At 48.2% G+C, this 20,195-nt stretch carries 24 protein-coding genes; 5 read left to right on the top strand and 19 right to left on the bottom strand.

Translation table 11 applies throughout. The annotated features are described in order from the left end of the window. Window positions 1-52: 52 nt before the first annotated feature. The 7 genes from OCU43_RS09435 to OCU43_RS09405 form a co-directional block, all read right to left on the bottom strand. Entirely contained in the window at window positions 53-643 is a 591-nt protein-coding gene (locus OCU43_RS09435) for a hypothetical protein (protein ID WP_175483517.1), read from the bottom strand. Between the two features lie 29 nt (window positions 644-672). Next, complete coding sequence (locus OCU43_RS09430; protein ID WP_091357997.1) at window positions 673-1,356, bottom strand: class I SAM-dependent methyltransferase; 684 nt, start codon at window positions 1,354-1,356, stop codon at window positions 673-675. A gap of 27 nt (window positions 1,357-1,383) precedes the next feature. Continuing rightward, window positions 1,384-1,773 (bottom strand): GFA family protein, encoded by a 390-nt coding sequence (locus OCU43_RS09425; RefSeq protein ID WP_091357996.1) that lies wholly within the window; start codon window positions 1,771-1,773, stop codon window positions 1,384-1,386. A gap of 61 nt (window positions 1,774-1,834) precedes the next feature. Further along, on the bottom strand, window positions 1,835-2,653 hold the full coding sequence (locus OCU43_RS09420; protein WP_175483516.1) for a methyltransferase domain-containing protein: 819 nt from the start codon (window positions 2,651-2,653) through the stop codon (window positions 1,835-1,837). Window positions 2,654-2,888: 235 nt separating this feature from the next. Beyond that, window positions 2,889-3,371 (bottom strand): cupin domain-containing protein, encoded by a 483-nt coding sequence (locus tag OCU43_RS09415; protein WP_091357991.1) that lies wholly within the window; start codon window positions 3,369-3,371, stop codon window positions 2,889-2,891. A 101-nt stretch (window positions 3,372-3,472) separates the two neighbouring features. Next, window positions 3,473-3,673: a type 2 periplasmic-binding domain-containing protein gene (locus OCU43_RS09410; RefSeq protein WP_261833001.1), complete on the bottom strand. Its 201-nt coding sequence runs from the start codon at window positions 3,671-3,673 to the stop codon at window positions 3,473-3,475. An 11-nt stretch (window positions 3,674-3,684) separates the two neighbouring features. Continuing rightward, window positions 3,685-4,179, bottom strand: coding sequence for a gamma-glutamylcyclotransferase family protein (locus OCU43_RS09405; protein ID WP_091357988.1), 495 nt, complete (start codon window positions 4,177-4,179; stop codon window positions 3,685-3,687). A gap of 297 nt (window positions 4,180-4,476) precedes the next feature. Here OCU43_RS09405 and OCU43_RS09400 point away from each other — a divergent pair, with 297 nt between their 5' ends. Beyond that, window positions 4,477-5,121 (top strand): glutathione S-transferase family protein, encoded by a 645-nt coding sequence (locus tag OCU43_RS09400; RefSeq protein WP_091357985.1) that lies wholly within the window; start codon window positions 4,477-4,479, stop codon window positions 5,119-5,121. 185 nt (window positions 5,122-5,306) lie between these two features. On the opposite strand, the gene OCU43_RS09395 is transcribed toward OCU43_RS09400, so the two are convergent. Next, complete coding sequence (locus OCU43_RS09395; protein ID WP_175483514.1) at window positions 5,307-5,810, bottom strand: helix-turn-helix transcriptional regulator; 504 nt, start codon at window positions 5,808-5,810, stop codon at window positions 5,307-5,309. A gap of 270 nt (window positions 5,811-6,080) precedes the next feature. Between OCU43_RS09395 and OCU43_RS09390 the strand changes: the two genes are divergently transcribed. After that, entirely contained in the window at window positions 6,081-6,707 is a 627-nt protein-coding gene (locus tag OCU43_RS09390) for a heme-binding beta-barrel domain-containing protein (protein WP_091357980.1), read from the top strand. A 172-nt stretch (window positions 6,708-6,879) separates the two neighbouring features. Here the strand turns inward: OCU43_RS09390 and OCU43_RS09385 are convergent, their stop codons facing one another. The 4 genes from OCU43_RS09385 to OCU43_RS09370 form a co-directional block, all read right to left on the bottom strand. Further along, window positions 6,880-7,539, bottom strand: a complete 660-nt coding sequence (locus tag OCU43_RS09385) for a Vat family streptogramin A O-acetyltransferase (RefSeq protein ID WP_245756561.1) — start codon at window positions 7,537-7,539, stop codon at window positions 6,880-6,882. Window positions 7,540-7,565: 26 nt separating this feature from the next. Then, a complete protein-coding gene (locus OCU43_RS09380) occupies window positions 7,566-7,811 on the bottom strand; it encodes a DUF2164 domain-containing protein (protein ID WP_091357977.1) in 246 nt (81 codons plus the stop codon). A gap of 31 nt (window positions 7,812-7,842) precedes the next feature. Further along, on the bottom strand, window positions 7,843-8,256 hold the full coding sequence (locus OCU43_RS09375) for a GNAT family N-acetyltransferase (RefSeq protein WP_091357974.1): 414 nt from the start codon (window positions 8,254-8,256) through the stop codon (window positions 7,843-7,845). A 93-nt stretch (window positions 8,257-8,349) separates the two neighbouring features. Beyond that, complete coding sequence (locus OCU43_RS09370) at window positions 8,350-8,784, bottom strand: GNAT family N-acetyltransferase (RefSeq protein ID WP_091357970.1); 435 nt, start codon at window positions 8,782-8,784, stop codon at window positions 8,350-8,352. A gap of 397 nt (window positions 8,785-9,181) precedes the next feature. On the opposite strand from OCU43_RS09370, the gene OCU43_RS09365 reads away from it, so the two are divergent. Both OCU43_RS09365 and OCU43_RS09360 read left to right on the top strand, forming a co-directional pair. Continuing rightward, window positions 9,182-9,913, top strand: coding sequence for a tellurite resistance TerB family protein (locus OCU43_RS09365; RefSeq protein ID WP_091357969.1), 732 nt, complete (start codon window positions 9,182-9,184; stop codon window positions 9,911-9,913). Between the two features lie 600 nt (window positions 9,914-10,513). Continuing rightward, window positions 10,514-11,482 (top strand): transposase, encoded by a 969-nt coding sequence (locus OCU43_RS09360; protein ID WP_091357966.1) that lies wholly within the window; start codon window positions 10,514-10,516, stop codon window positions 11,480-11,482. 172 nt (window positions 11,483-11,654) lie between these two features. On the opposite strand, the gene OCU43_RS09355 is transcribed toward OCU43_RS09360, so the two are convergent. The 4 genes from OCU43_RS09355 to OCU43_RS09340 all read right to left on the bottom strand — a co-directional run bounded on the left by OCU43_RS09355 (window position 11,655) and on the right by OCU43_RS09340 (window position 15,028). Further along, window positions 11,655-12,467 carry an REP-associated tyrosine transposase gene (locus OCU43_RS09355; protein WP_091357965.1) on the bottom strand — a complete coding sequence of 271 codons (813 nt, stop codon included), beginning with the start codon at window positions 12,465-12,467 and terminating at the stop codon, window positions 11,655-11,657. A 504-nt stretch (window positions 12,468-12,971) separates the two neighbouring features. Then, window positions 12,972-13,601, bottom strand: a complete 630-nt coding sequence (locus tag OCU43_RS09350) for a pyridoxamine 5'-phosphate oxidase family protein (protein WP_091357962.1) — start codon at window positions 13,599-13,601, stop codon at window positions 12,972-12,974. Window positions 13,602-14,107: 506 nt separating this feature from the next. Further along, window positions 14,108-14,464: a hypothetical protein gene (locus tag OCU43_RS09345; protein WP_091357959.1), complete on the bottom strand. Its 357-nt coding sequence runs from the start codon at window positions 14,462-14,464 to the stop codon at window positions 14,108-14,110. A gap of 87 nt (window positions 14,465-14,551) precedes the next feature. Next, window positions 14,552-15,028, bottom strand: coding sequence for a DUF2846 domain-containing protein (locus tag OCU43_RS09340; protein ID WP_175483513.1), 477 nt, complete (start codon window positions 15,026-15,028; stop codon window positions 14,552-14,554). Between the two features lie 336 nt (window positions 15,029-15,364). Here OCU43_RS09340 and OCU43_RS09335 point away from each other — a divergent pair, with 336 nt between their 5' ends. After that, window positions 15,365-16,324, top strand: coding sequence for an integron integrase (locus tag OCU43_RS09335; RefSeq protein WP_091357954.1), 960 nt, complete (start codon window positions 15,365-15,367; stop codon window positions 16,322-16,324). A gap of 42 nt (window positions 16,325-16,366) precedes the next feature. On the opposite strand, the gene OCU43_RS09330 is transcribed toward OCU43_RS09335, so the two are convergent. The 3 genes from OCU43_RS09330 to pqqE all read right to left on the bottom strand — a co-directional run bounded on the left by OCU43_RS09330 (window position 16,367) and on the right by pqqE (window position 20,177). After that, entirely contained in the window at window positions 16,367-16,945 is a 579-nt protein-coding gene (locus OCU43_RS09330) for a PhnA domain-containing protein (RefSeq protein WP_091357950.1), read from the bottom strand. Between the two features lie 137 nt (window positions 16,946-17,082). Continuing rightward, window positions 17,083-19,014 (bottom strand): alpha/beta hydrolase family protein, encoded by a 1,932-nt coding sequence (locus OCU43_RS09325; RefSeq protein WP_091357948.1) that lies wholly within the window; start codon window positions 19,012-19,014, stop codon window positions 17,083-17,085. A 47-nt stretch (window positions 19,015-19,061) separates the two neighbouring features. Continuing rightward, the gene (pqqE, locus tag OCU43_RS09320; RefSeq protein WP_091358580.1) at window positions 19,062-20,177 is read right to left on the bottom strand and encodes a pyrroloquinoline quinone biosynthesis protein PqqE; all 1,116 of its coding nucleotides are present in this window, start codon (window positions 20,175-20,177) and stop codon (window positions 19,062-19,064) included. Between the last annotated feature and the right edge of the window lie 18 nt (window positions 20,178-20,195).

The following is a 20,195-nucleotide window of genomic DNA, read 5'->3' as shown; positions in this document are numbered from 1 at the left end:
AAGCTGACTATAGCTTATCAAGCGATGAAATGATCAGCGAACTGACTGCAAGTCAGGCTAACACCGTCCTGCGACGAAACACCACAATTGTCAGCAGAACCGTACAGGCAAGGGTGATCGACAGGGGAAACAGCACCGTTGTCACTGAATAACTCTCCAGAGCCAGAATGGCGAAGCAGTTACGCAACGCCAGTGACAGGAAGAACAACTGACTCTCCTGATGGGGCGATTCATAGGCTTTGCGAATGGTCGGGCCAAAGCCGAACAGATCAACCACCGACAGCACCACAACCGTCCACAGAGGGTCCGAAGTTAAGTACCAGAACGGCAGCGATGCCAGTGCCGCAGCAAAGAATAGCCAGTCGGTTTTGGTGATGCTGATATCCGCGCGTTTAATAAATGCCAGCACCGCCACCGCGACAGTGAGCAGACCCGAAATACCGATTGGCCAGGCACCCATACCGCCATCAGCTTCAAGCTGGGCGAAAAAAACGATCACTGTCGTAATCCCCCAGATAAACCAGGAAAAAACATGCGGCCGGGTTGTGCCTTTGAGTATGGAGCGAACATAGGGAACAAACGCGACAAGCGCCAGCGCGATAGCTAAACCGCTGAATAGCAGTTTAAAACTCGTATCAATCATAGCGGTTCACCCTATATTCTGTCAGTTTTTCAGCTCTTACCCTCTGCCACCCTGCCAGCGATAATCAAAGAAGTAGCAGCCCCTGTCGCAGGATGACGGGGTTCCTTTATCAGTCGAACGCTTAGCCCATTCGCATCAAATAAGCTAAACCAGGTCTCCAGCGTCCTGAAATACCAGGGAGCTGGATCACAAAACTGATCACTGAAACCATCCCACGAACCTTCGCGCCAGCCATCATAGTAATGGCTGTCTGCCATGAGTCCCGGGTGAATAGTTTGCATAACAAACCAGCCGCCTGGGTTTATCAGCTCTGGCAAGACACTGAACAGTTTGCTGACCGGCTCATCCCCCAGCAGCGAGAAATTACACACCGCAAGATCAAATGTTTCACCTAACTGGCGCGCCGATAACGCCTCATACGCCAGTAAATGAAAGGTGCCTTTACACGAGGTTCTGGCATTCTCAACAAACCCCGGAATAACGTCAATGCCCGTTACCGACATCCCCCGAGCGGAAAGCTCACGGGCCAGCCAGCCTTCGCCGCAGCCAATATCAAGCACACTGTCAGCCTCAAATCCACAGATCACGTCTACTATCGCCTGATCAGTAACCAGTCTGCGACTTTCAATCTGTTTCTCCTGAACGGCCCGGATCCAGGGAGCGGTGTTTTTAGCCCATGAATCGAGTATTTTGGCATCGTTAAAATCAGCCATAAAGCGACATCACTCTGTTATCAGTGGTTACTCAGATTCAGCACATTCCGGCAGGTTATTGCTGATGCAATACCAGGAGGCTTTCTGTGATACCCATATATGCTTCTCCTCAGCCACTCCCGGATCATCATCCAGTGAGCCCAGGCGTAAAATGATATGCGCAGTATTATCCCGCTTAGCATAGATCTGAGTGCCACATTCCGAACAGAAAAAGCGGCGCTTACCCGGCGAGGACTCATAGGAGTTCAATAGCTCTTCACCGGTTAGATTGAACTCAGAGTCAGGAACGGCAGAGACACTGGAAAAAGCCGCACCATGAGCCTTACGGCAGGTCTGACAGTGGCAGTGAACAATATTGCCGGGCTGACCACTAATCTCATATTTCACTTTGCCACACAGACAACTTCCTCTGATCATCTGACCTCCTGTTACTTGCTAGTGCAGAAATCGATTGTTGTGATCCATCTGCAGTTTCATGTCACACCTTAACACCACTGGCAATCAGGGCCGGGGCGGCGAACTCAACCTGCCCTCCGGCCACGGTATACGCGCTTAAAACCGTTTCCGCTTCATTCAGAAGTAGCGCAATCTGCGCTTCCTGCAACTGCACCCCCATCACCGGCAACCAGCCCCGGAGATCCGCTTCAACCATCGTTTTAATATTGGGAAACCGGGCCCTGCCCTGATGCGTATCAACCGTCACAAAAGCCGCGCCGGCATCAGCAAGAAGCTCAGACAGCTGATCGGGATTGCCTAATACAAAAGGAGCCCGTAATGCGTCTGCAGCGGCCTGGCCAGCAAGCCGCTGCAGCATATCCACTGCATCGGGATAGGCTTGCGAGTTTATCAAAGCGTCCCAGACAGCCACAACAAGCCGCCCACCAGGAGCCAGCACACGCATCATCTCTTTTAACGCAGCCGGCCGATTCTGAAAGAACATCAAACCGAACTGGCTGACCACCGCGTCAAATGAGTTATCGGCAAACGGCAGTGACTCAGCGGCACCCTGCTGCCAGTCAATCGCAGGGGCCAGTTGGCGGGCGATAGCAAGCATCCCCGGGGACAGGTCAAGACCGCTGACGGAACCCGGCTCAGTCACCGTTGTAGCAACGGTTCTGGCTAAAATCCCGGTGCCACAGGCAACATCTAAAACCCGTTGACCCGGGCTGATCTGTGCGGTGGAAACAACAATGGGAGCGAACTGCCGAAACAGCGCAGGGACATGCAGCTCTTCATAGGCTTTGGCTGCCAGCAGCTCTTCATCGGACAGGCTTGCATCGGATAGAGGCTTATTCATACGACATCTCCTGAGCGCCATTCAGTTTGTCGCTGCTTTCATCCGGTTTACGGCAAAATATAATCCGTAAAAAAACTGAAAACCCGGTCCGGATTATGACAAAAAGCAGATGTATAGTAGCGCGGCGCACATTCAAACTATAGTTTATCTATCAACAGTTAATGGCCCCTGTTTGAAAACTGACTGAATATCAGAGGATGATTTAACCCGTTCCGATTGCACCACAAGCAAACACTTACACTTTTTTCCCCGCCACCGGTTCAGTAATATTTTCAATATCAACCAGATTCCAGGGCATCCCTGCATGTCGATAGATCCGTTTATTGAGTGCCGTATAATCCGCAACATCATGATCTGAACGCTGCCCCACTACGATGCATTTGAGCACGGTGCTGCCATTATTGAGCAGTTTATGGGCCTCTCCCCCGGCACGATAACCCAGAAAATCCCCGGCCCCTACCTGGACAATTTCATCGCCAATGGTTGCCTCCGCTTGCCCCTCAAGAATATAGACACACTCATCCTCATGGTAATGACGGTGCAGCTCGGTAGACTCATAGCCCGGCTGTATCTCTATCAGGTGAAAACCAAAACCGGTCAACCCGGTCAGATCACCCAGTGAGCGGTTTACCCGTTGAGCATTGCGGTTAAGAAAATGGGTTTTGTTAACGCCTTCATACTGCTCAATCTCAGCTTTGGTAATAATATACTTTTCCATTCAGATCCCCTCAAAATGACCAGCCGTTTCTCGCTTAATGAATCCAGAAGCAGAGCAGGCAAAAATGCTCACGAGTTAAAAATAGCATGCTCCCCGCTATATCATGAAAGACCGCTATGCACTTTCAGATAATCGATCAGAGCTGCGGCCCTGCGGGTCAGTAGCTGACGGCGATAGCAGATCGCATACAGATTTCGTCGCTCACCCTGCCAACCGGATAAAACCGGGGCCCGTTGCCCCATCCGGAGCAGCTCTTTAATAACGGGTGAGTCAGTAGATCGATTAACAATCGGGGTACTCACTGATATTAGCGTTAAGCCAGAGTATGCAGCGCCCTTTCGCGACTATCACGCTCGATATCCCCATCGTCAACTGACTCAACCCGCCCGATCCGGTCTATATAGTCAGAAGGTAGTCCCGCTTCCCGCGCCCCCACCAACACATGGTGAACATACCAGCTATAGGGTTTAAGCGAAGGATCGATCTGCAGAGCGAAGTAGGTTATCGCTTCAAGCTCATCGCCCTGTTGATTTTGCAACGATACCACTTTCTCACCATAACCAACTCCCAGCCCTTCAGCCCGATCCAGCGCGGGCTTCTCCGACCGGGGGATATCAAACAGAACACCATAAATACGATCATCGTTGCCGGTATACAATGCATCACATTTTGCAGAACCATCCTGACCCGCTTTATGAAAGCGCAGATCATGCCCATCAAGAAAATAGCAGCCGACAACCCGGGCACCGGGTACACGCTGCTGCAATCGCGCCAGCGACATATTTGATCCGTAGGCAAAATAATACATAGCGATTAACCAGACCAAAATTTAATGAAGTGGTCGAAACTCATTCTGTAACTCACCATAACATATCACGGCAACTGAGGGGCTTAGCGACTACCGGTTTAGCGCTCAACCTCACAACAACGGGACAGATTTTGTCTTAAACGAAACATTCAACATCTTGAAGCTTTATATAAAACAGTCAGTTAACCCCATTTCCGGTGGCACCTATCTTGCAGTTTCTCTTCATCAGCAGCAGTAATAACGAGTGCCCACACTGGATCTATTTAAGCGCTGTTCAGTTTATCGGGGAATGAACCTATGACGATGAAATTCTATATGACACCCGGGTCATGCAGCACGGCGATCCATATTTTACTGGAAGAGGTGGAGGCTATTTTTGAAGTTCATCTGGTTGACCTCATGGCGGGCGACAATAAAACCCCGGAGTATCTTCAGCTCAACCCCAAAGGCACCATTCCGGTGTTGATCACCGATGATAATCTGGTGCTGACTGATTTCCAGCCGATGGCCTGGTGGATCGCCCGCCAGAACCCCAAAAAAGCATTACTGCCTACGGGTATCGCCGATGAATGCAGGGCGCTGGGTTGGATGAGTTATGCCGTCAACACCATTCACGGACAGGGCTTTACCCGTATTTTCACCCCTGACCGCTACAGCCTGCCGGGATTAGACAACGGTGCCGGGCATGATGCCATTAAACAGCAGGGAGAGGAGATTGTCGCTAACGCGTTTGCCTTGCTTGAACCGGTCTTAGCCGGAAGAGAGTTGCTGTTTGATCGTTTCTCGATTGCCGATGCGGCGCTGTTTTATGTGATGTTCTGGGCCGACCGGATCAATCAGCCGCTGCCCGAGAGCTGTAAACGCTATTACCAGACTCTGTTAACCCGGCCAACGGTTCGACAGGTGCTAAGCGAAGAGGGATATGGCGCGATGTTCAGGTGATCAACCGGCGCAATCCGCTAAAAGAGCGACGGGCCGCTGAAAATGAAACGGGCTGACAAAAGAAGCAAGGCCCGCTTAAAGGAGTTAAATTGATGACCGCTAAAAATTACCGCAGCCGATAAACCGCATTGTTCCGAACAGTAAACGTCAGTATTACCTCTACTAATTCAGACTGGATCCGACAATTACCACAGATCCTCCATAAACCACGCGGTAAAACTAACCTTACTTGTTGTCCCGGATTTTTTATAAACACTGGTGAGCTGATTACGCACAGTTTTCTCAGAGGTATTCCTGAAATCCGCAATCTCTTTAGCGCTAAAGCCCTTGAGGGTAAACAACGCAATATCGGACTCGCTTTCGGTTAACTCCCATTTTATAAATTGTTTCGTTATCTCCTCGCCAAACATCCGCTTGGCACTAACCAGCTCTTCAGATGCCTGGGCTGAATGGATTTTTGCCTCTTCAAGATCAACCAGCAGTTGTGCATTGCGCTGTTCATGCGCCCGGGTATTCAAAAACAACAGCAGCAACAGAGATAGCGCAAATACAAACACCACTGACTCTTGCACAATATGCAGGACATTCGCTCCCTGCAACACATCCGCGACGATATCCGAAAAACTGGTGATAACAATTAACACAAAAAAAACCCGGATAAGGGCGTTCCACTTGTCTGCCTCGATCATTATGTCCCCATTACTCAGCATCCTTACTGCCTGAGCGAGTGCCTAATTGTTTAACATTCAGAGCATGTGACAAACATCCTATGCTTTGAAATCAATCACTTAAAAAATCACAGGGACGTAACTCCCATATAGCAACCGATAGTAATGACATAACATCGGTCTCACCTACTGACTACCACTGCAGGCTTGAGTTCATTTTTGTATGTTTTTTTAATCAAGTGTAGTGGCAGCAAGGTGATACTACCCATCAACATCAAGATGGAAATTCCGATGAAAACGTTTAGACACCTACCTGCGATAGCTCTGACCGCTATCACTTTTTCACTGTCCTGTACTACACCGGCTATCGCTCAGGACGTTGACTTTGGGCCACTACAACCGTTAATCGGTACATGGAAAAGCGTAACGCCCGGCGTAGACATCGCCCCCGGAAGAACAGGCTCAGCGGTTGGTGAAGGCGGCAAAGCCATAGAACCCTACTACGAAGTCAGAACATTTGAAGCGGCAGCTGACGCGGTCAATGCCAGTGACCAGTCTCTTGTTGCGATCTACTACAAACAAGAGGTCTTCAGACAGCGTGATGATGCAAAATTTCATGACCAACGGGGTTATCTGATTTACGACAAAAAGAACCAGATGGTCTATAACTCCTTCTGCGTCCCGAGAGCCGTCTGTGTCGTCGCAGAAGGCACAGCAGGCGTGAAAATGACACTGACAGCGCCTCAGAGAGGTATCGCTGAATCCTCTTATATGAGCAAAAACGCCACCAGCCAGGCATATTCCATGACGCTGGATATTGCCGCAGACACACTGTCCTACACACAAACAACGCAACTCAACATCTATGGTAAAGAGTTTACCCATACCGAAGCCGCTACGTTAGAAAAGGTGCGTTAGAAAAAAGTACATTAATGTTTTAACGCGGCTCTCATAACGAGCGGTGCGTCACACACAAAACCGGGAGACATCCCGACAGGCCAGCCTTTGGTTAGCGACACGTGCTAAAGGCTGGCTCTATTTTGCCTCAATTTTTTTCTATTCTCTACTGCGACGCCTGCGGGTCAACCAATCAGCCCTGACTTGTTCGTTGCAGCTCTGCCAGATCACAACCCACTATGGCTTGCAGATTGTTAGTAATTTTCTCTGCACTCCAGTCCCACCAGGCGATCGCCAATAATTCACTGATCGTCTGCGCATCAAAACGATACCTGATGACCCTGGCAGGATTGCCCCCCACGATACTGTAGGCAGGAACATCACTGACCACTACCGATTTGCTGCCAATTATCGCACCACAGCCAACCTTGACCCCCGGCATAATGGTCGCCTGATAACCGATCCAGACATCATTGCCAATCTCGGTATCACCTTTATAGGGCAGCGCACTAGCTTCTGGTGCTACCTTCTCCCAACCATTGCCGAAAATATAGAATGGGTAGGTGGAAAAACCAGACATCTGATGGTTTGCACCGTTCATAATAAACTGTACATCTTTGGCAATGGCACAAAAACGGCCAATAATCAGTTTGTCACCAATAAAGGGAAAGTGGTAAAGCACATTGGTTTCAAACCGTTCAGGGCCTTCGGGATCATCATAGTAGGTATAGTCACCCACAAGGATATTTTCAGAGGTAATGTAGTTTTTCAGATAGCCTATCTGAGGAAACCCTTTCATCGGTGCTTTATCATCGGGGACTGGACCGTTGAGGGTGTTTTTTTGTCCGTTCAAAATAACTCCTTACCATATCCGCTGGCTTAACCGACCGGCTTCTCAAGCTCCTCAACCAGATAGCCTATCTCCTCGGCTTTTGCCGCAAAGATATCCCGGGCATCAGACAGTCCACGGTTGTAAAACACAGGTCCGATCTCCCGGGCAAAGAAGTCCATCAGGAACTCAGCTTCGAAACCACCGATCTCCTGGTCCAATTCATCGTTAAAGTATTTTTTGATATGACTGACAATCCGGTCAGTCTCATCTTTGGTAAATTTGATATCACTCATACAGATTCCCTGCAAACTCAGTTTTTCATGACTACCACTCTTTCTGAAACACTGCCTGTCGTTTTTTTAATCTGTAGCCCTGTTTCTCATAAAAGTCGTGGGCTTCAGTTCTGAGAACGTTAGCCCGAACCCGAATATTCGAGGTGTACTGTTTCAGCCAGGCTTCGGCCATCAACACTAGCCCCAGACCACGGGCCTGATCGGACACCACTAAGCTGACAATCTCACCCGACACCCCTTCAGCCAGGCGTACATCCATTATCGCGGATATAACGCCAACTACTTTGCCGTTAACCTCAGCCACAAACACTTCACCCTCGCGTGTTTTCACTCTACGGACATTAGCTGCCAATGAATCCATCGTATGCTCATAACCCAGCTGTTTCATCAGCGCCACCAGGCTTTCCAGATCAGATGGTTCAAATGTTCGAAATACCGACTTCATCGTTTTGCGCTACACCTTTTATTTAATGTCCTGCCGTAATCAGCTCACAGCTGAGCAGAAACATTGGCTCTCGAAACAACTCTGAACCCGCTTCTATACATTGTCATTAGTTGAACTATTAAAGGAGTACATGCGAACATCATTGCGCAAAAACCAGCCTGACTGTTCATAAAATCTCTGTGCCTTAACATTCTCGCGATACACAAACAGATGGGTTTTAGCGATCCCCATCGCTGCCAGCGCGTTAACCGATGCGGCAACGAGCTGCCGACCTATCCCCTGACCACGATGTTCGGAAGACACAGCTAAATGCTGTAGATAGCCACGCCGACCATCAGTACCTACCAGAACAGCACCAATCACACTGCGGCTATCTGAAGCCACAAAACTCAATCCCGGATTACGCTGCAGGTATAGGCCAATACTGTGTTTCGAATCAGCATCCCGCAGAGACATATGCTCAGTTTGCCCCCACAGACTGATAACCGCATCATAATCGGAAATATCCATCTCTCGAATCACTGTCACAGAAGAGCTTCCTTATTGTTGAAAATATCGCCTCCACGGCAACCTCACTCGACAACAGGCAGCTTCTTTGTTGAGCCGTAGCTGATAACAACCAGAGCCAGTGAGACACTTTATTCTACCCAATAATGCTTAATTTTTTCTGAAACATCACGGTCTCAATATTTTCTTGTTCAATTCACCAGGCTTTTTCTGCTACGAGGCCCTAACTACTCAACGATAGGGTTTACAGCTTCTCACGCCTCTAATCTTTTAATCCGCTGAAGCCAGATAAACTGTTGAAACTGGGTGGATTTAAGTGAACTTATCAGTATTTTCAGGGACTAAATAACTCAATCTGATTATATTAAACTGAGTTCTTAACTTTTACTGACTGACAAAATTGCAGAGGCTCTCGATCATGGATGTTAACTCACTCTTAAACAGCATTATGGGTAACACTGGCGCAGGAATCGATAAAGCAGTGAAGACTGCCAAATCCGGTTCTATGCCAGGTGGTTTGCTGGGTGGTGTTGCTGTCGGAGGATTAGCCACCATGCTACTGACCAACAAAAAAGCCCGCAAGATGGGTGGAAAGGCAATCAAATATGGTGGCATAGCAGCAGTTGGCGGAATGGCTTACAAAGCCTGGCGTGACTATCAGGAAAACCAGGCCGCGGCACAACCACAGACCATTACGCAAACCTCTACCGTCGTATCTGATCCGGGCGTCACTGCCCTGCCTGCGGCTCCCACTGGTAGTATCTTTGACCTTGCAGAGGAAAAGCAAACTCAACAGGGCGAAGATATGCGTCTGATCCTGGTGCGGGCAATGATTAGCGCGGCTAAGGCCGATGGTCATATCGATGCAACCGAACGCGCCCGCATTGAACAACAGATCAGCGATCTGGGTATCGGTGCAGAAGAGCAACAGTTCCTGGTGCAGCAACTGCGAGCGGACAGTGACCCCATCATGATTGCGCGTCTGTCTGAGAACGATGAACAGGCCACAGAGATCTACCTGGCATCGATGCTAGCGATTGATCTCGATACCGACGAAGAACGGCGTTATCTGGATCGTCTGGGGGATGCTCTTCACCTGCCAATGGAGCTACGACAAACTATCGAACAGGAAGTGCAAACCGCGCAATAGTTAAAAGAGCCGTGGCCAGAACGCCGCTACGCGGCTCGACGAGACTGCGTCGCTTGCTGGAACAAGCGCTAGATCGTGAGTCTACAAGGGGTTTTACTTACTTATTAACTCGTTCCCACGCTCCTGCGTGGGAATGCATACCTTTAAGACCATCCTCAGAAAATAAATCTGTCCCCTTTTCGCATTTATATTACTGACAATCCGGTCAGTCTCATCTTTGGTAAACTTAATATCATTCATAAAGGTCCCTCTTCAGACACTCTCTATTGGCAAACTGATAGGTACATCATTGTAGGATTAACGCTGAACTATCGAGGCTTACTTACAGATCTATTAAAAATATCAAAGAGTTATCAAGATAACTTAGCGATAGAATCAGCGTTTGAATGGGTCAATGCAGTTTAATTTAAAAATAACAGCTCCATAACCGCAAGAGCCGTTAAAAAGAACACCCTACTAAATAATTAAACAGGATAATTAAACAGCAATTAAACAGGGACAGGCATTCTTCAATTCTTCTTCAAAACATTGACAACTCTTCAGTGCAATTCCAGACTAAGATTGTTCACCCCCCAAACCATCGAAAAAAGGACTTTAACGATGACTCGCCCCAGAAAGGAACAGGTCTGTATTCAAGACACACCCTACTACCATGTCGTTTCCCGCTGTGTTCGGCGCTCTTTTTTATGTGGTATAGACCATGCTACCGGTAAAAATTACGCACACCGGCGGCAATGGATAGAAGACCGCATACGTATACTCTCTTCCCTTTTTGCAATCGATGTGTGCGCCTATGCCATTATGTCTAATCACCACCATATCGTGGTTAAACTGAACGCGGATGAAGCCTTAGCATGGTCAGATACCGATGTGGTTGACCGCTGGCTCAGCTTATTCAAAGGCCCCTTACTTATCCAGCGGTGGCGGACAGGAGACACACTGACCAGCGCGCAAATACGCTCGGTTAGTGACACCATAGCGGTTTATCGGAAACGCCTTACCAGTCTCAGTTGGTTTATGAAATGTCTCAATGAACCGATCGCCCGACAAGCCAATCAAGAAGACCACTGCAGTGGCCACTTCTGGGAATCGCGGTTTAAATGTCAGGCACTGTTAACGGAAGAGGCTTTACTTTCCTGCATGGCCTATGTCGACCTGAACCCCATACGTGCCGATATGGCAGAGACACCAGAGACCTCTGAACACACCAGTCTTAAACAAAGAATCGCCCCTCAATCAGACTCCAGCTGCGCCATTCAATTCCAACAGGAGCAACAGACATTGCAGCCGTTCCCGTTCCCGGTCAAACCACTGTTACCCTTTGAGGGAGATGCTCGGAATGAGGAACAGGCTGGCATACTGTTCAGTCTGCAGGACTACCTGACTCTGGTTGATCTGACTGGACGAATCGTGCGCAACGATAAGCGCGGTGCTATTGCTATGCACCTGCCTCCGATATTGAAAAGGCTCGAAATAGATCAAAAAGAATGGCTCAGCAACGCGACACAATTTGAAATGCTCTATCCAAAAAAATTCGCCCGCAAGCGACGATCAGCTCAAGCCGCCTGAAATACCTAAAAGAACTTAGCCAAAGCGTGATCAGTTGGTAACAACTGAGGGTAAAAACTGGCTGAAAAAGGCTGCAATCCGGGTATTTAGCCAAATCGACATCATTGCAGGCTTCCTGGTATTAGAAATAAAACGATGCCTCATTCTAAACACATGAGAAGCCTGTTTCTTTTTAAAGAGTGCCTGTCCTATCTTTCCTCAGTGTCCTATCTTTCCTCAGCGTATAGTGCTGACTTTGATAGGCCTTGATCATTGCTTCGTTTCGATCAGGATATTTTTTTGCATAATAGGATAGTGCCTTCAGTGGTCCGCTTTTCTGTAAGCGCGGGATCTCTTCTAATGACTGATCAGGTTTCAATTGGCATTGAACCTCGTCGACAAAAGCATCCGAACCCAGATAGACCTGATTTTTTAATTCCTCCCAGGGTGAAAGCTGATTAAGGCCATCATCAACAAATAGACGGTACACCTGTTGCGCTTTTTCCTGTTTTAACCCAAACACTGACAGCACCGCTTCAAGCGTCAAACAGCTACGGGGCTCACTTAATCCCACCATTGCACGGTAACTACTCCATGGCCACTCTTCTGCGTTGTACACCATTCTTGCTCGTACAGGGTTAAGAACAATGTAACGACTCAATTCCTGCAGGTAGCTATCTTTCTCAACCAGAATAGCTTTGTATCGCCCCTGAAAAAGATGTCCTACCCGACTATGAGTTCTATTGATGTATTGGGTAAACACGCCATTCAACTGGCGCATTCCTTTAGAAAGGTTTGCATCTGCCGTTTCAATTAATAAATGGTAATGATTATCCATCAGACAGTAGGCATGACATGCCCAGTTAAAACGATTACATACCTCTGCAAGCAATGTTAAGAATGCATCGCGATCTTCATCTGAGAAATAAATGGGCGCTCGCGCATTCCCTCTGGCCGTAACGTGATACAGCGCGCCTGCAAATTCAATTCTTAAGGGTCGAGCCACAACACAAATCCTGATAGTTACCTACCATTCAACTTAGTAGTATGTTTGCAAAATGCAAGACCTGACCCCGTTCACATGCTAAAACTGGCTGAAAAAGGCTGCAATCCGGGTATTTAGTCAAATCGACATCATTGCAGGCTTCCTGGTATTAGAAATAAAACGATGCCTCATTCTAAACACATGAGAAGCCTGTTTCTTTTTAAAGAGTGCCTGTCCTATCTTTCCTTTTCTGCTATCTTTCACCTGTTTAGAAATAAAACGATGCCTCATTCTAAACACATGAGAAGCCTGTTTCTTTTTAAAGAGTGCCTGTCCTATCTTTCCCTACTAATTCGTATCTTTATTTCCAGCATCATGGACTGGTATATCAGATGTGGTTCTACCGACATAATTAGATACTCATTGACTCATAACGCCCCGCTAAACGGCGAGCGTTAGCGAGTCCAGAGGAGGCTGCGCTTTTTGCAGCCGGAACGATGTTTGAGCGGTTTGTTATGGCCATGCTCAGTACAGAGTGGTTTTCACCCTGTTTTCGATTAACTCTTCTACATTCTTGACTTCGTCTTCTGATTTTGAAGGATCAATCTGGTGCATCAGTATTTTTCCTAGACTCGGCATAATATTACGCTCTATCTGTGATTCGGAAGCCCATAGCTTGGAACGAGTAATAGCCTTGGCACAATGAAAGTATATTTCTTTGATTGAAATAACTAATACAGATTTAGGCAGCTTACCTTGGTGCTCAAATTGAGAAAGTAGACTAGCATTAATTGCTACTTTCGCAACGCCATTAATCCGTAGGCATTCGGCGAAGCCCGGGACTAATATTAAAAGCCCAACATTAGGATTCTCTATAACGTTGTACAAACTATCCAAACGGTTATTCCCTGGTCTGTCTGGCAATGCAATAGTATTGTCATCCAATACTCGGATGAAACCGGGGTAGTCACCTCTCGGTGAACAGTCCATATTACCTTCTAAGCTTGATGTTGCCAGCACTGAGAATGGGGACAGTTCTAAAAACTGTTTGCTATATTTGTCGAGTTTAGTCTTTTGCTTCTTTATAACTAGCTCCGTTGGCATGCCATATAGCTCTTGAAGCTTTTCTATTGAATCTATTTGTTCAAATTCCATGAATTATTCTCAGTTTTTTTAGCCATAACGCCCAGCCTCAAAGGTGAGCGCCACAGCACTTACCGAAGCGGCACGAACAGTGCCGCGAATCCTTTGAAGGCCCTTGTTATAACCGATAATGTGCATGTTGCCTCAGACCCTTGAAGCTGGGTGGTTTGTTTTTAACGAGACTCGAAAATACCGCTGTACTTAAATGAAAGCAAGAATTTATTGAAGTAACACTCCATACTTTTACGTGTGCCGATACTCGAATGCTTTCTTTTACCGAAGCCAGGGCATTTCAAAATTATTATTCTTAATCATGAAACCCCCATGCTCTTTACCGCTTAATTTAAAACCGTTTTTTGGAACCATTGGTTTCTTTTTTTGAAACCAACTACCAGTATTTTTCTTTTGGGTTATAACGCTTTGCACAACTGCATTTTTGGAGGAGCCCGTTTGTGCTATTAAGCACAAAAAGGAGCGACGGAAAAAATGTCAGTTGGTGCAACTTGTTATAACGTTGACTAGCCTTCCTGAACATGAGCAGAGAACTCCGATAGTGAATCGCAAAGACCTATGCAGCCGAAATCGAAATCAAAATAGTAAACTTTACCAAAATTATTTCTTTCATGCCCCAGACATAAAACCATATTTCCATAAAACTCAGCTATAGGGGCAATACCCAACTCAGAAGTATGCGAATCAAAGTTTTTCCAGACTTGTTCTAATTCATCGCTAGTAAAAACCTCCGTTATTTCAAGTGTTGAATCAGGTATGGCTTTTTCTAGGGAGCTAAATATCCTGGTTTTGAATGATTTACCTTCTAAAGAGTATAGTTCATTTATATGCAACTCTAAATACTCTCTAAATTCTTTGTTCATAGGTAACGCTACGAGTTATAACGTCGCAAGCAGCGGCCGCCGCAACGGAGCGAAGCGACGAGTAAGCGGTCCTGCTGGCTGGCTTTGTTATATTTCAATATCAATAATTTTCTTTGTGTCTGAGATTTCTTTTATTGCGTTTTCTTTTGGAATAATTGAAACGTTGGCTTTTCCGGCCATTGTCATGATGCTGCCAACCACCATTGCATCTGTCATTTGTGGCGTTACCCTCACATAGTATTCATGGTTTGCCTTAAAGTTATGTGATATTTCCATTGGGCCGGGATACCAATTTGTAAATAACATAGAGCCTTCAGCCTTTATTTGATGTTCGCCTGGTCTCAAATGAACAACACCATACCCCTGATTTTTAAGGGCAAAGAGCTTTTTTTCATCCACATAAATTTCAGGCCACCCACCCGCGTTAAAGAATACATATGGTCGATATATGTAAACCGTAGCTCTATCATGGGAAGTAGTTTCGACTGGCTTGAAAACAGGGCCTGTAGCAGAACAACCATATAGGCCCAACACAGTAATAATTAAAACTATCAGCTTTCTCATAACTATCCTTGAAATATAACATTTTAATACTATGCCGGCGCATATGCATACCGAGCTGAATTGCCTAAAGGGATGATAACTATCAGATAGTAAAGAGGAATTTATGAACATCGCGATCTCCTTTAAGATAAAAACGAGAATGCGCATATGCATTCCTTACCCGGCGTAGTATCCCACCAGCATTTTTAACCTATCCCTTTGTTTTTATTATGTTTTGCAAAAAACCTAAGCAGCAAAACGAGCCTTCTCAAACGATTAAACGAGCATAACCGCTGGACAGAATAAAATAAACTGTATATATATACAGAAAGCATAATTTTCACACGGAGGTGCGTTATGCCTAAAAGTCCTTTTCTGGAACAGGTTCGCAAAGAGATTCGATTGCGCGGCTATAGTATACGAACTGAAAAAACCTATCTTCTTTGGATCAAACGCTACATCTTGTTCCATCAAAAAAAACACCCTGCAGAAATGGGCGCTGTGCAGGTAACAGCTTTTTTATCCTGGATGGCTAATGAACAACATGTCTCGATTAATACTCAAAAAACCGCACTCAACGCCTTAGCGTTTTTGTACCACAAAATTCTTAAGATTGAATTAGGAGAACTGGGCTTTAACCAGGCTACTCGTTCCAGAAGGCTGCCTGTCGTGTTAACTCCGTCAGAGGTCAGCTCAATTCTCAACCAAATGGAAGGTCGTCACAAACTCATATTTTCACTGCTCTATGGAAGCGGACTGCGTATTACAGAGTGCCTGCGGTTGCGCCTTCAAGATATTTGCTTTGAACGTAGGGCGTTATTGGTACGCGATGGGAAAGGAAGCAAAGACCGTCAAACCATTTTAAGCCGCAACCTATTTTCAGAGTTAGAAGCACAAATGGATATAGCGTTGAAAACTCAACAGGAGGACAACCGTCAGGGCATAGGCCCCTCTTTGCCATTTGCGCTTGATAGAAAATACCCAAACGCCTTTCGCCAACCCGGGTGGATGTATCTTTTCCCCTCTAACAACTTATGTCCGCACCCACTTTCCGGGCAGATATGTCGACATCACTTGCATGATTCCGCACCGCGAAAAGCGTTAAAGCAAGCGGTTGCTAAAACCGACATCCGCTTCAAACGTGTGAGTTGCCATACCTTCAGACATTCGTTTGCTACCCACCTGCTAGAGGCTGGCAGGGATATCAGGACCGTACAGGAACTGTTAGGCCACAGCGATGTTAAAACCACTCAGATCTACACGCATGTGATTGGAGAACACTATGCAGGTACATCAAGCCCTTTAGATTTACTATAAAAAAACGCGCCCTGAGGCGCGTTCTTAGCATTCACAACCGAATCAGGATTTCTTCACAAACTTGGTCAGAATCACAATGCGGGTGCCGTTGACACGACCTTCGATATGTTCTGCGTTATCCTGCACCAGAGAGATACCGCGAACCGCAGTGCCCCGCTTGGCGGTGAAGCCAGCACCTTTCACATCGAGATCTTTGATCAGCACGACGTTATCGCCTGCTTCCAGAATGGCACCATTGCTGTCGCGGTGAATCACTTTTTCAGAATCATCCAGATGGTCGCCGGTAGCTTTCGCCCAGAGTGACGTTTCATCATCCAGATACATCATGTCCAGCAGATCCTGCGGCCAGCCTTCGCTGCGCAGACGGTTAAGCATCCGCCATGCAACAACCTGCACAGCCGGTGCTGGATTCCACATGCTGTCGTTCAGACAACGCCAGTGGTTAGCGTCCATGGTTTCTGGATTTTCAATCTGGCCTTTGCAGGTGGCACACACCAGCACAGAGTCATCGACACCACCCACTGAACCTGGCGGTACTTCATAAACACTCAGGTTATCGGTTGCGCTACACAGCTCACATTTTGACTCGCTGCGATCACGCAGAGCTTGTTCTGTACTCATTGTCACTCCGGTAGTTAATATTCTCGATGCCTCTGCCCCAGGGCAGCAGGATTAAGGACGATATTGTAAGGTCGCGCATTGTACCAGAAGATTGCGACATTATCAGGTGAGATCTCTACAACAAAATTGAGGCTGCATCAGTTCAGAAGACTCCGATAAAACTGCAATTCAGCTTCAAGACTGTGTATCTGATTGTCTGCCTGCCTGAAGCCATGTTGCTCTTCAGGATACAGGTGATATTCAACGGGTACTTTATTGCTCTTCAGGGCGCTGACCATTACTTCTGTCTGCTGTGGCACCACCACCCGGTCTTTGCCCCCCTGAAAGAAGATCATCGGGCATTTAATCTGCTCGGCATGTTCCAGCGGACTACGCTGGCGGTAGAGATCGACATCTATCTGAGGATCACCAATCAGCCAGTCAAGATAGTGGCTTTCAAACTTATGAGTGTCCCGGGTCAACGCTAGCGGATCACTGACACCGTAATAGCTGGCCCCGCCTTTAAACCGGTCACTGAATGTCAGCGCACAGAGGGTGGTGTAGCCACCGGCACTACTGCCACGAATAAACACATTATCCGCGTCGATCAGGCCTTCTCTCGCCAGATAATCCACTGCGGCCTCAGCATCCTCCCAGTCCGTCTGTCCCCAACTGCGGGCTAATCTCAACCGATAATCACGCCCATAGCCGGTGCTGCCGCGATAATTAAGATCAACAACGGCGAAACCCCGGCTGGTCCAGAACTGGATTTTGGGGTTATAAACGGGATAGGTGGCTGCCGTGGGCCCGCCGTGACTAAACACAATCAGCGGAGGTTTTTCTTTGTTATCAGCGGGCGGTTGCGGCAGATAAAGAAAGCCGAATGCTGTTTCACCGGCTACCGGATAGCTGACCGGTTTTGGCTGAACGGGTTTCAGCGCAGGTTGTGAGCCGCCTGCGATCACGGTGATATCGGTGTTCGACTCTGGCCTGCACTCAAGGATCGCGGGCGCCCGGTCATTCGCCGCAGCGATGCAGTAAATCCGGCCCCGAAAACAGCAGATATGACGGAACAGAACATAGTTCTCCGCCAGCCTTGTCTCCGCTATGTTCTCATTATCTGTCTCTGAGCCGATCACTAACCGCCCTTCACCCTGCTCCATATAACAGGCAACCCAGCGGTTGTTATCCAACTGATCCCAGGTCGACACACCCAGTTGCCACTGGGGAATGCCAAAGTCGTTATGCCGCGGACAGAGAGGTTGCGGCGATTCAGGCGCAGACAGCCCCCCCGCATCTGTCAAACCGGTTTCAGGCACTCGGCTCTCATCATTCGCTTCATTAAACAGATAACGGTATAAACTCCACCAACCACTTTTATCGGTTATCGCGACCAGTGCGCCATCCTGTGAGAATCGCGGCTGCTGAATTGATTCCTCGGTTACCTCTCCCGCGACAATACGATGGTCAATTAAAGATCCGTCTGTATTGACGTTGGCGAGGTTGAGCCGGGTGCTGACCCAGGGCATATGGGGGTGGTTCCAGCTTATCCAGGCCAGCTGGCGACTATCGTGACTGAGTGTCGGCGATGCATAAAAATCATCGCCCTGCGCCAGAATGCTCACCTGCCCGCTGACAATATCAACGGCCACCAGGCGGTGACAGGGTTGTGTGGGATCGTCAGTGGCTTGTTCCTGAACGGCGAGGAGACGCTGAAAATGCGGATCAAACAGCAGATCGCCATAGCGGCAGTCGGGGGTATCGGTGAGTTGTCGTGGAGGCTGTTCTGTGCTCTGCAACCAGATCTGCTGATCAGCGGCATTCACAAAAGCGATCTGCTGACCCGCTACACACCAACTTTTACCCCCATACTCACAGACACCACTGCGGACACTAAACCCTGGCGGTGTCAGACAGTGCACCTGGCCATCCCAGCAGCGCTGAATCAGAAGGTTTCGGCCGCCATCGGCTGGCCGGTATTCCACCCAGAAAAGGCCCAGATCACAGGCGTGCAGCTGACCATATTCCAGCCCCGCCGCTACGGCATCGGCGGCGCTGAGAGAGGATTCAAAGAAACCATACTTGGGCATATTGAGGTGGTATCCGCGCAGGCTGTTGAGAGCATCAGGCTACCATATCAGCTTTTGCAGAACACCTTTGAGTTGCGCTCGTTACGGTAGATCGGTTCTTTGTGGGAGGGTAGCTCAGCCTCTTCCCGGGCCTGAATGATCAGATCGTGATGAGGTGATTTACTGCACACCGGGTCGGTATTGTTGGCATCACCGGTCATCATAAAGGCCTGGCAGCGACAACCACCAAAATCCTTCTCTTTTTCATCACAGCTACGACACGGCTCTTTCATCCACTCATAGCCACGGAAGTGATTGAAGCCATTGGACTGGTTCCAGATCTGCTCGATACTCTGCTCCCGCACATTGGGGAACTCGATCGGCAGCATGCGGGCACTGTGACACGGCAGCGCAGTGCCATCCGGGGTGACTGTGAGAAATACCTGGCCCCAGCCGTTCATGCAGCCTTTGGGGCGCTCTTCGTAGTAGTCCGGAGTAACAAAGATAATCTTGATCGGATTGCCTTCCGCCGCCAGCCGGTCACGATATTCATTGGTGATCCGTTCCGCCCGTTCCAGTTGCGCCCGGGTGGGCAGCAGATCGTTACGGTTTTCATACGCCCAGCCATAATACTGACAGGTGGCCAGTTCAACGTAATCCGCTTTGAGTTCAACACAAAGTTCGATAATACGGTCGATCTGATCGATATTATGACGATGGGTGACAAAGTTAAGCACCATCGGATAACCCTGAGCTTTCACTTCACGGGCCATCGCCAGCTTCTGCTTAAACGCCTTTTCCGACCCCGCCAGCAGGTTGTTGACTTCGGGATCTGCTGCCTGAAAGCTGACCTGAATATGATCCAGCCCCGCCTCGCGGAAATCGGCAATCTTACGCTCGTTTAATCCCACCCCTGAGGTGATCAGGTTGGAATAATAACCCAGATTACGTGCTTCCCTGATCAGCTCGATCAGATCCTGACGCACCAGAGGCTCGCCGCCGGAAAAACCCAGTTGAGCAGCGCCCAGTTCACGGGCCTGCGTAAACACATCGATCCACTCAGCGGTCGTCAGCTCTCCCGTTTTACTGGCAAAGTCCACCGGGTTGGCGCAATAGGGGCACTGTAGTGGACATTTATAGGTCAGTTCAGCCAGCAACCAGAGCGGCTGGCCATGGCCTGGGATACTGCTTAAAGAGGGAGC

The sequence above is a fragment of the Amphritea atlantica genome, assembly GCF_024347255.1.
Lineage (GTDB): Bacteria > Pseudomonadota > Gammaproteobacteria > Pseudomonadales > Balneatricaceae > Amphritea > Amphritea atlantica.
Note: the sequence above shows the minus strand (reverse complement) of the source record. Positions and strands in the feature narration are given on the sequence as shown.

Excerpts from the sequence above, each read along its gene's own strand:
- OCU43_RS09435 (WP_175483517.1), bottom strand. The coding sequence starts at position 643 with ATGATTGATACGAGTTTTAAACTGCTATTCAGCGGTTTAGCTATCGCG.
- OCU43_RS09430 (WP_091357997.1), bottom strand. The coding sequence starts at position 1,356 with ATGGCTGATTTTAACGATGCCAAAATACTCGATTCATGGGCTAAAAAC.
- OCU43_RS09425 (WP_091357996.1), bottom strand. The coding sequence starts at position 1,773 with ATGATCAGAGGAAGTTGTCTGTGTGGCAAAGTGAAATATGAGATTAGT.
- OCU43_RS09420 (WP_175483516.1), bottom strand. The coding sequence starts at position 2,653 with ATGAATAAGCCTCTATCCGATGCAAGCCTGTCCGATGAAGAGCTGCTG.
- OCU43_RS09415 (WP_091357991.1), bottom strand. The coding sequence starts at position 3,371 with ATGGAAAAGTATATTATTACCAAAGCTGAGATTGAGCAGTATGAAGGC.
- OCU43_RS09405 (WP_091357988.1), bottom strand. The coding sequence starts at position 4,179 with ATGTATTATTTTGCCTACGGATCAAATATGTCGCTGGCGCGATTGCAG.
- OCU43_RS09400 (WP_091357985.1), top strand. The coding sequence starts at position 4,477 with ATGACGATGAAATTCTATATGACACCCGGGTCATGCAGCACGGCGATC.
- OCU43_RS09395 (WP_175483514.1), bottom strand. The coding sequence starts at position 5,810 with ATGATCGAGGCAGACAAGTGGAACGCCCTTATCCGGGTTTTTTTTGTG.
- OCU43_RS09390 (WP_091357980.1), top strand. The coding sequence starts at position 6,081 with ATGAAAACGTTTAGACACCTACCTGCGATAGCTCTGACCGCTATCACT.
- OCU43_RS09380 (WP_091357977.1), bottom strand. The coding sequence starts at position 7,811 with ATGAGTGATATCAAATTTACCAAAGATGAGACTGACCGGATTGTCAGT.
- OCU43_RS09375 (WP_091357974.1), bottom strand. The coding sequence starts at position 8,256 with ATGAAGTCGGTATTTCGAACATTTGAACCATCTGATCTGGAAAGCCTG.
- OCU43_RS09365 (WP_091357969.1), top strand. The coding sequence starts at position 9,182 with ATGGATGTTAACTCACTCTTAAACAGCATTATGGGTAACACTGGCGCA.
- OCU43_RS09360 (WP_091357966.1), top strand. The coding sequence starts at position 10,514 with ATGACTCGCCCCAGAAAGGAACAGGTCTGTATTCAAGACACACCCTAC.
- OCU43_RS09350 (WP_091357962.1), bottom strand. The coding sequence starts at position 13,601 with ATGGAATTTGAACAAATAGATTCAATAGAAAAGCTTCAAGAGCTATAT.
- OCU43_RS09345 (WP_091357959.1), bottom strand. The coding sequence starts at position 14,464 with ATGAACAAAGAATTTAGAGAGTATTTAGAGTTGCATATAAATGAACTA.
- OCU43_RS09340 (WP_175483513.1), bottom strand. The coding sequence starts at position 15,028 with ATGAGAAAGCTGATAGTTTTAATTATTACTGTGTTGGGCCTATATGGT.
- OCU43_RS09335 (WP_091357954.1), top strand. The coding sequence starts at position 15,365 with ATGCCTAAAAGTCCTTTTCTGGAACAGGTTCGCAAAGAGATTCGATTG.
- OCU43_RS09330 (WP_091357950.1), bottom strand. The coding sequence starts at position 16,945 with ATGAGTACAGAACAAGCTCTGCGTGATCGCAGCGAGTCAAAATGTGAG.
- OCU43_RS09325 (WP_091357948.1), bottom strand. The coding sequence starts at position 19,014 with ATGCCCAAGTATGGTTTCTTTGAATCCTCTCTCAGCGCCGCCGATGCC.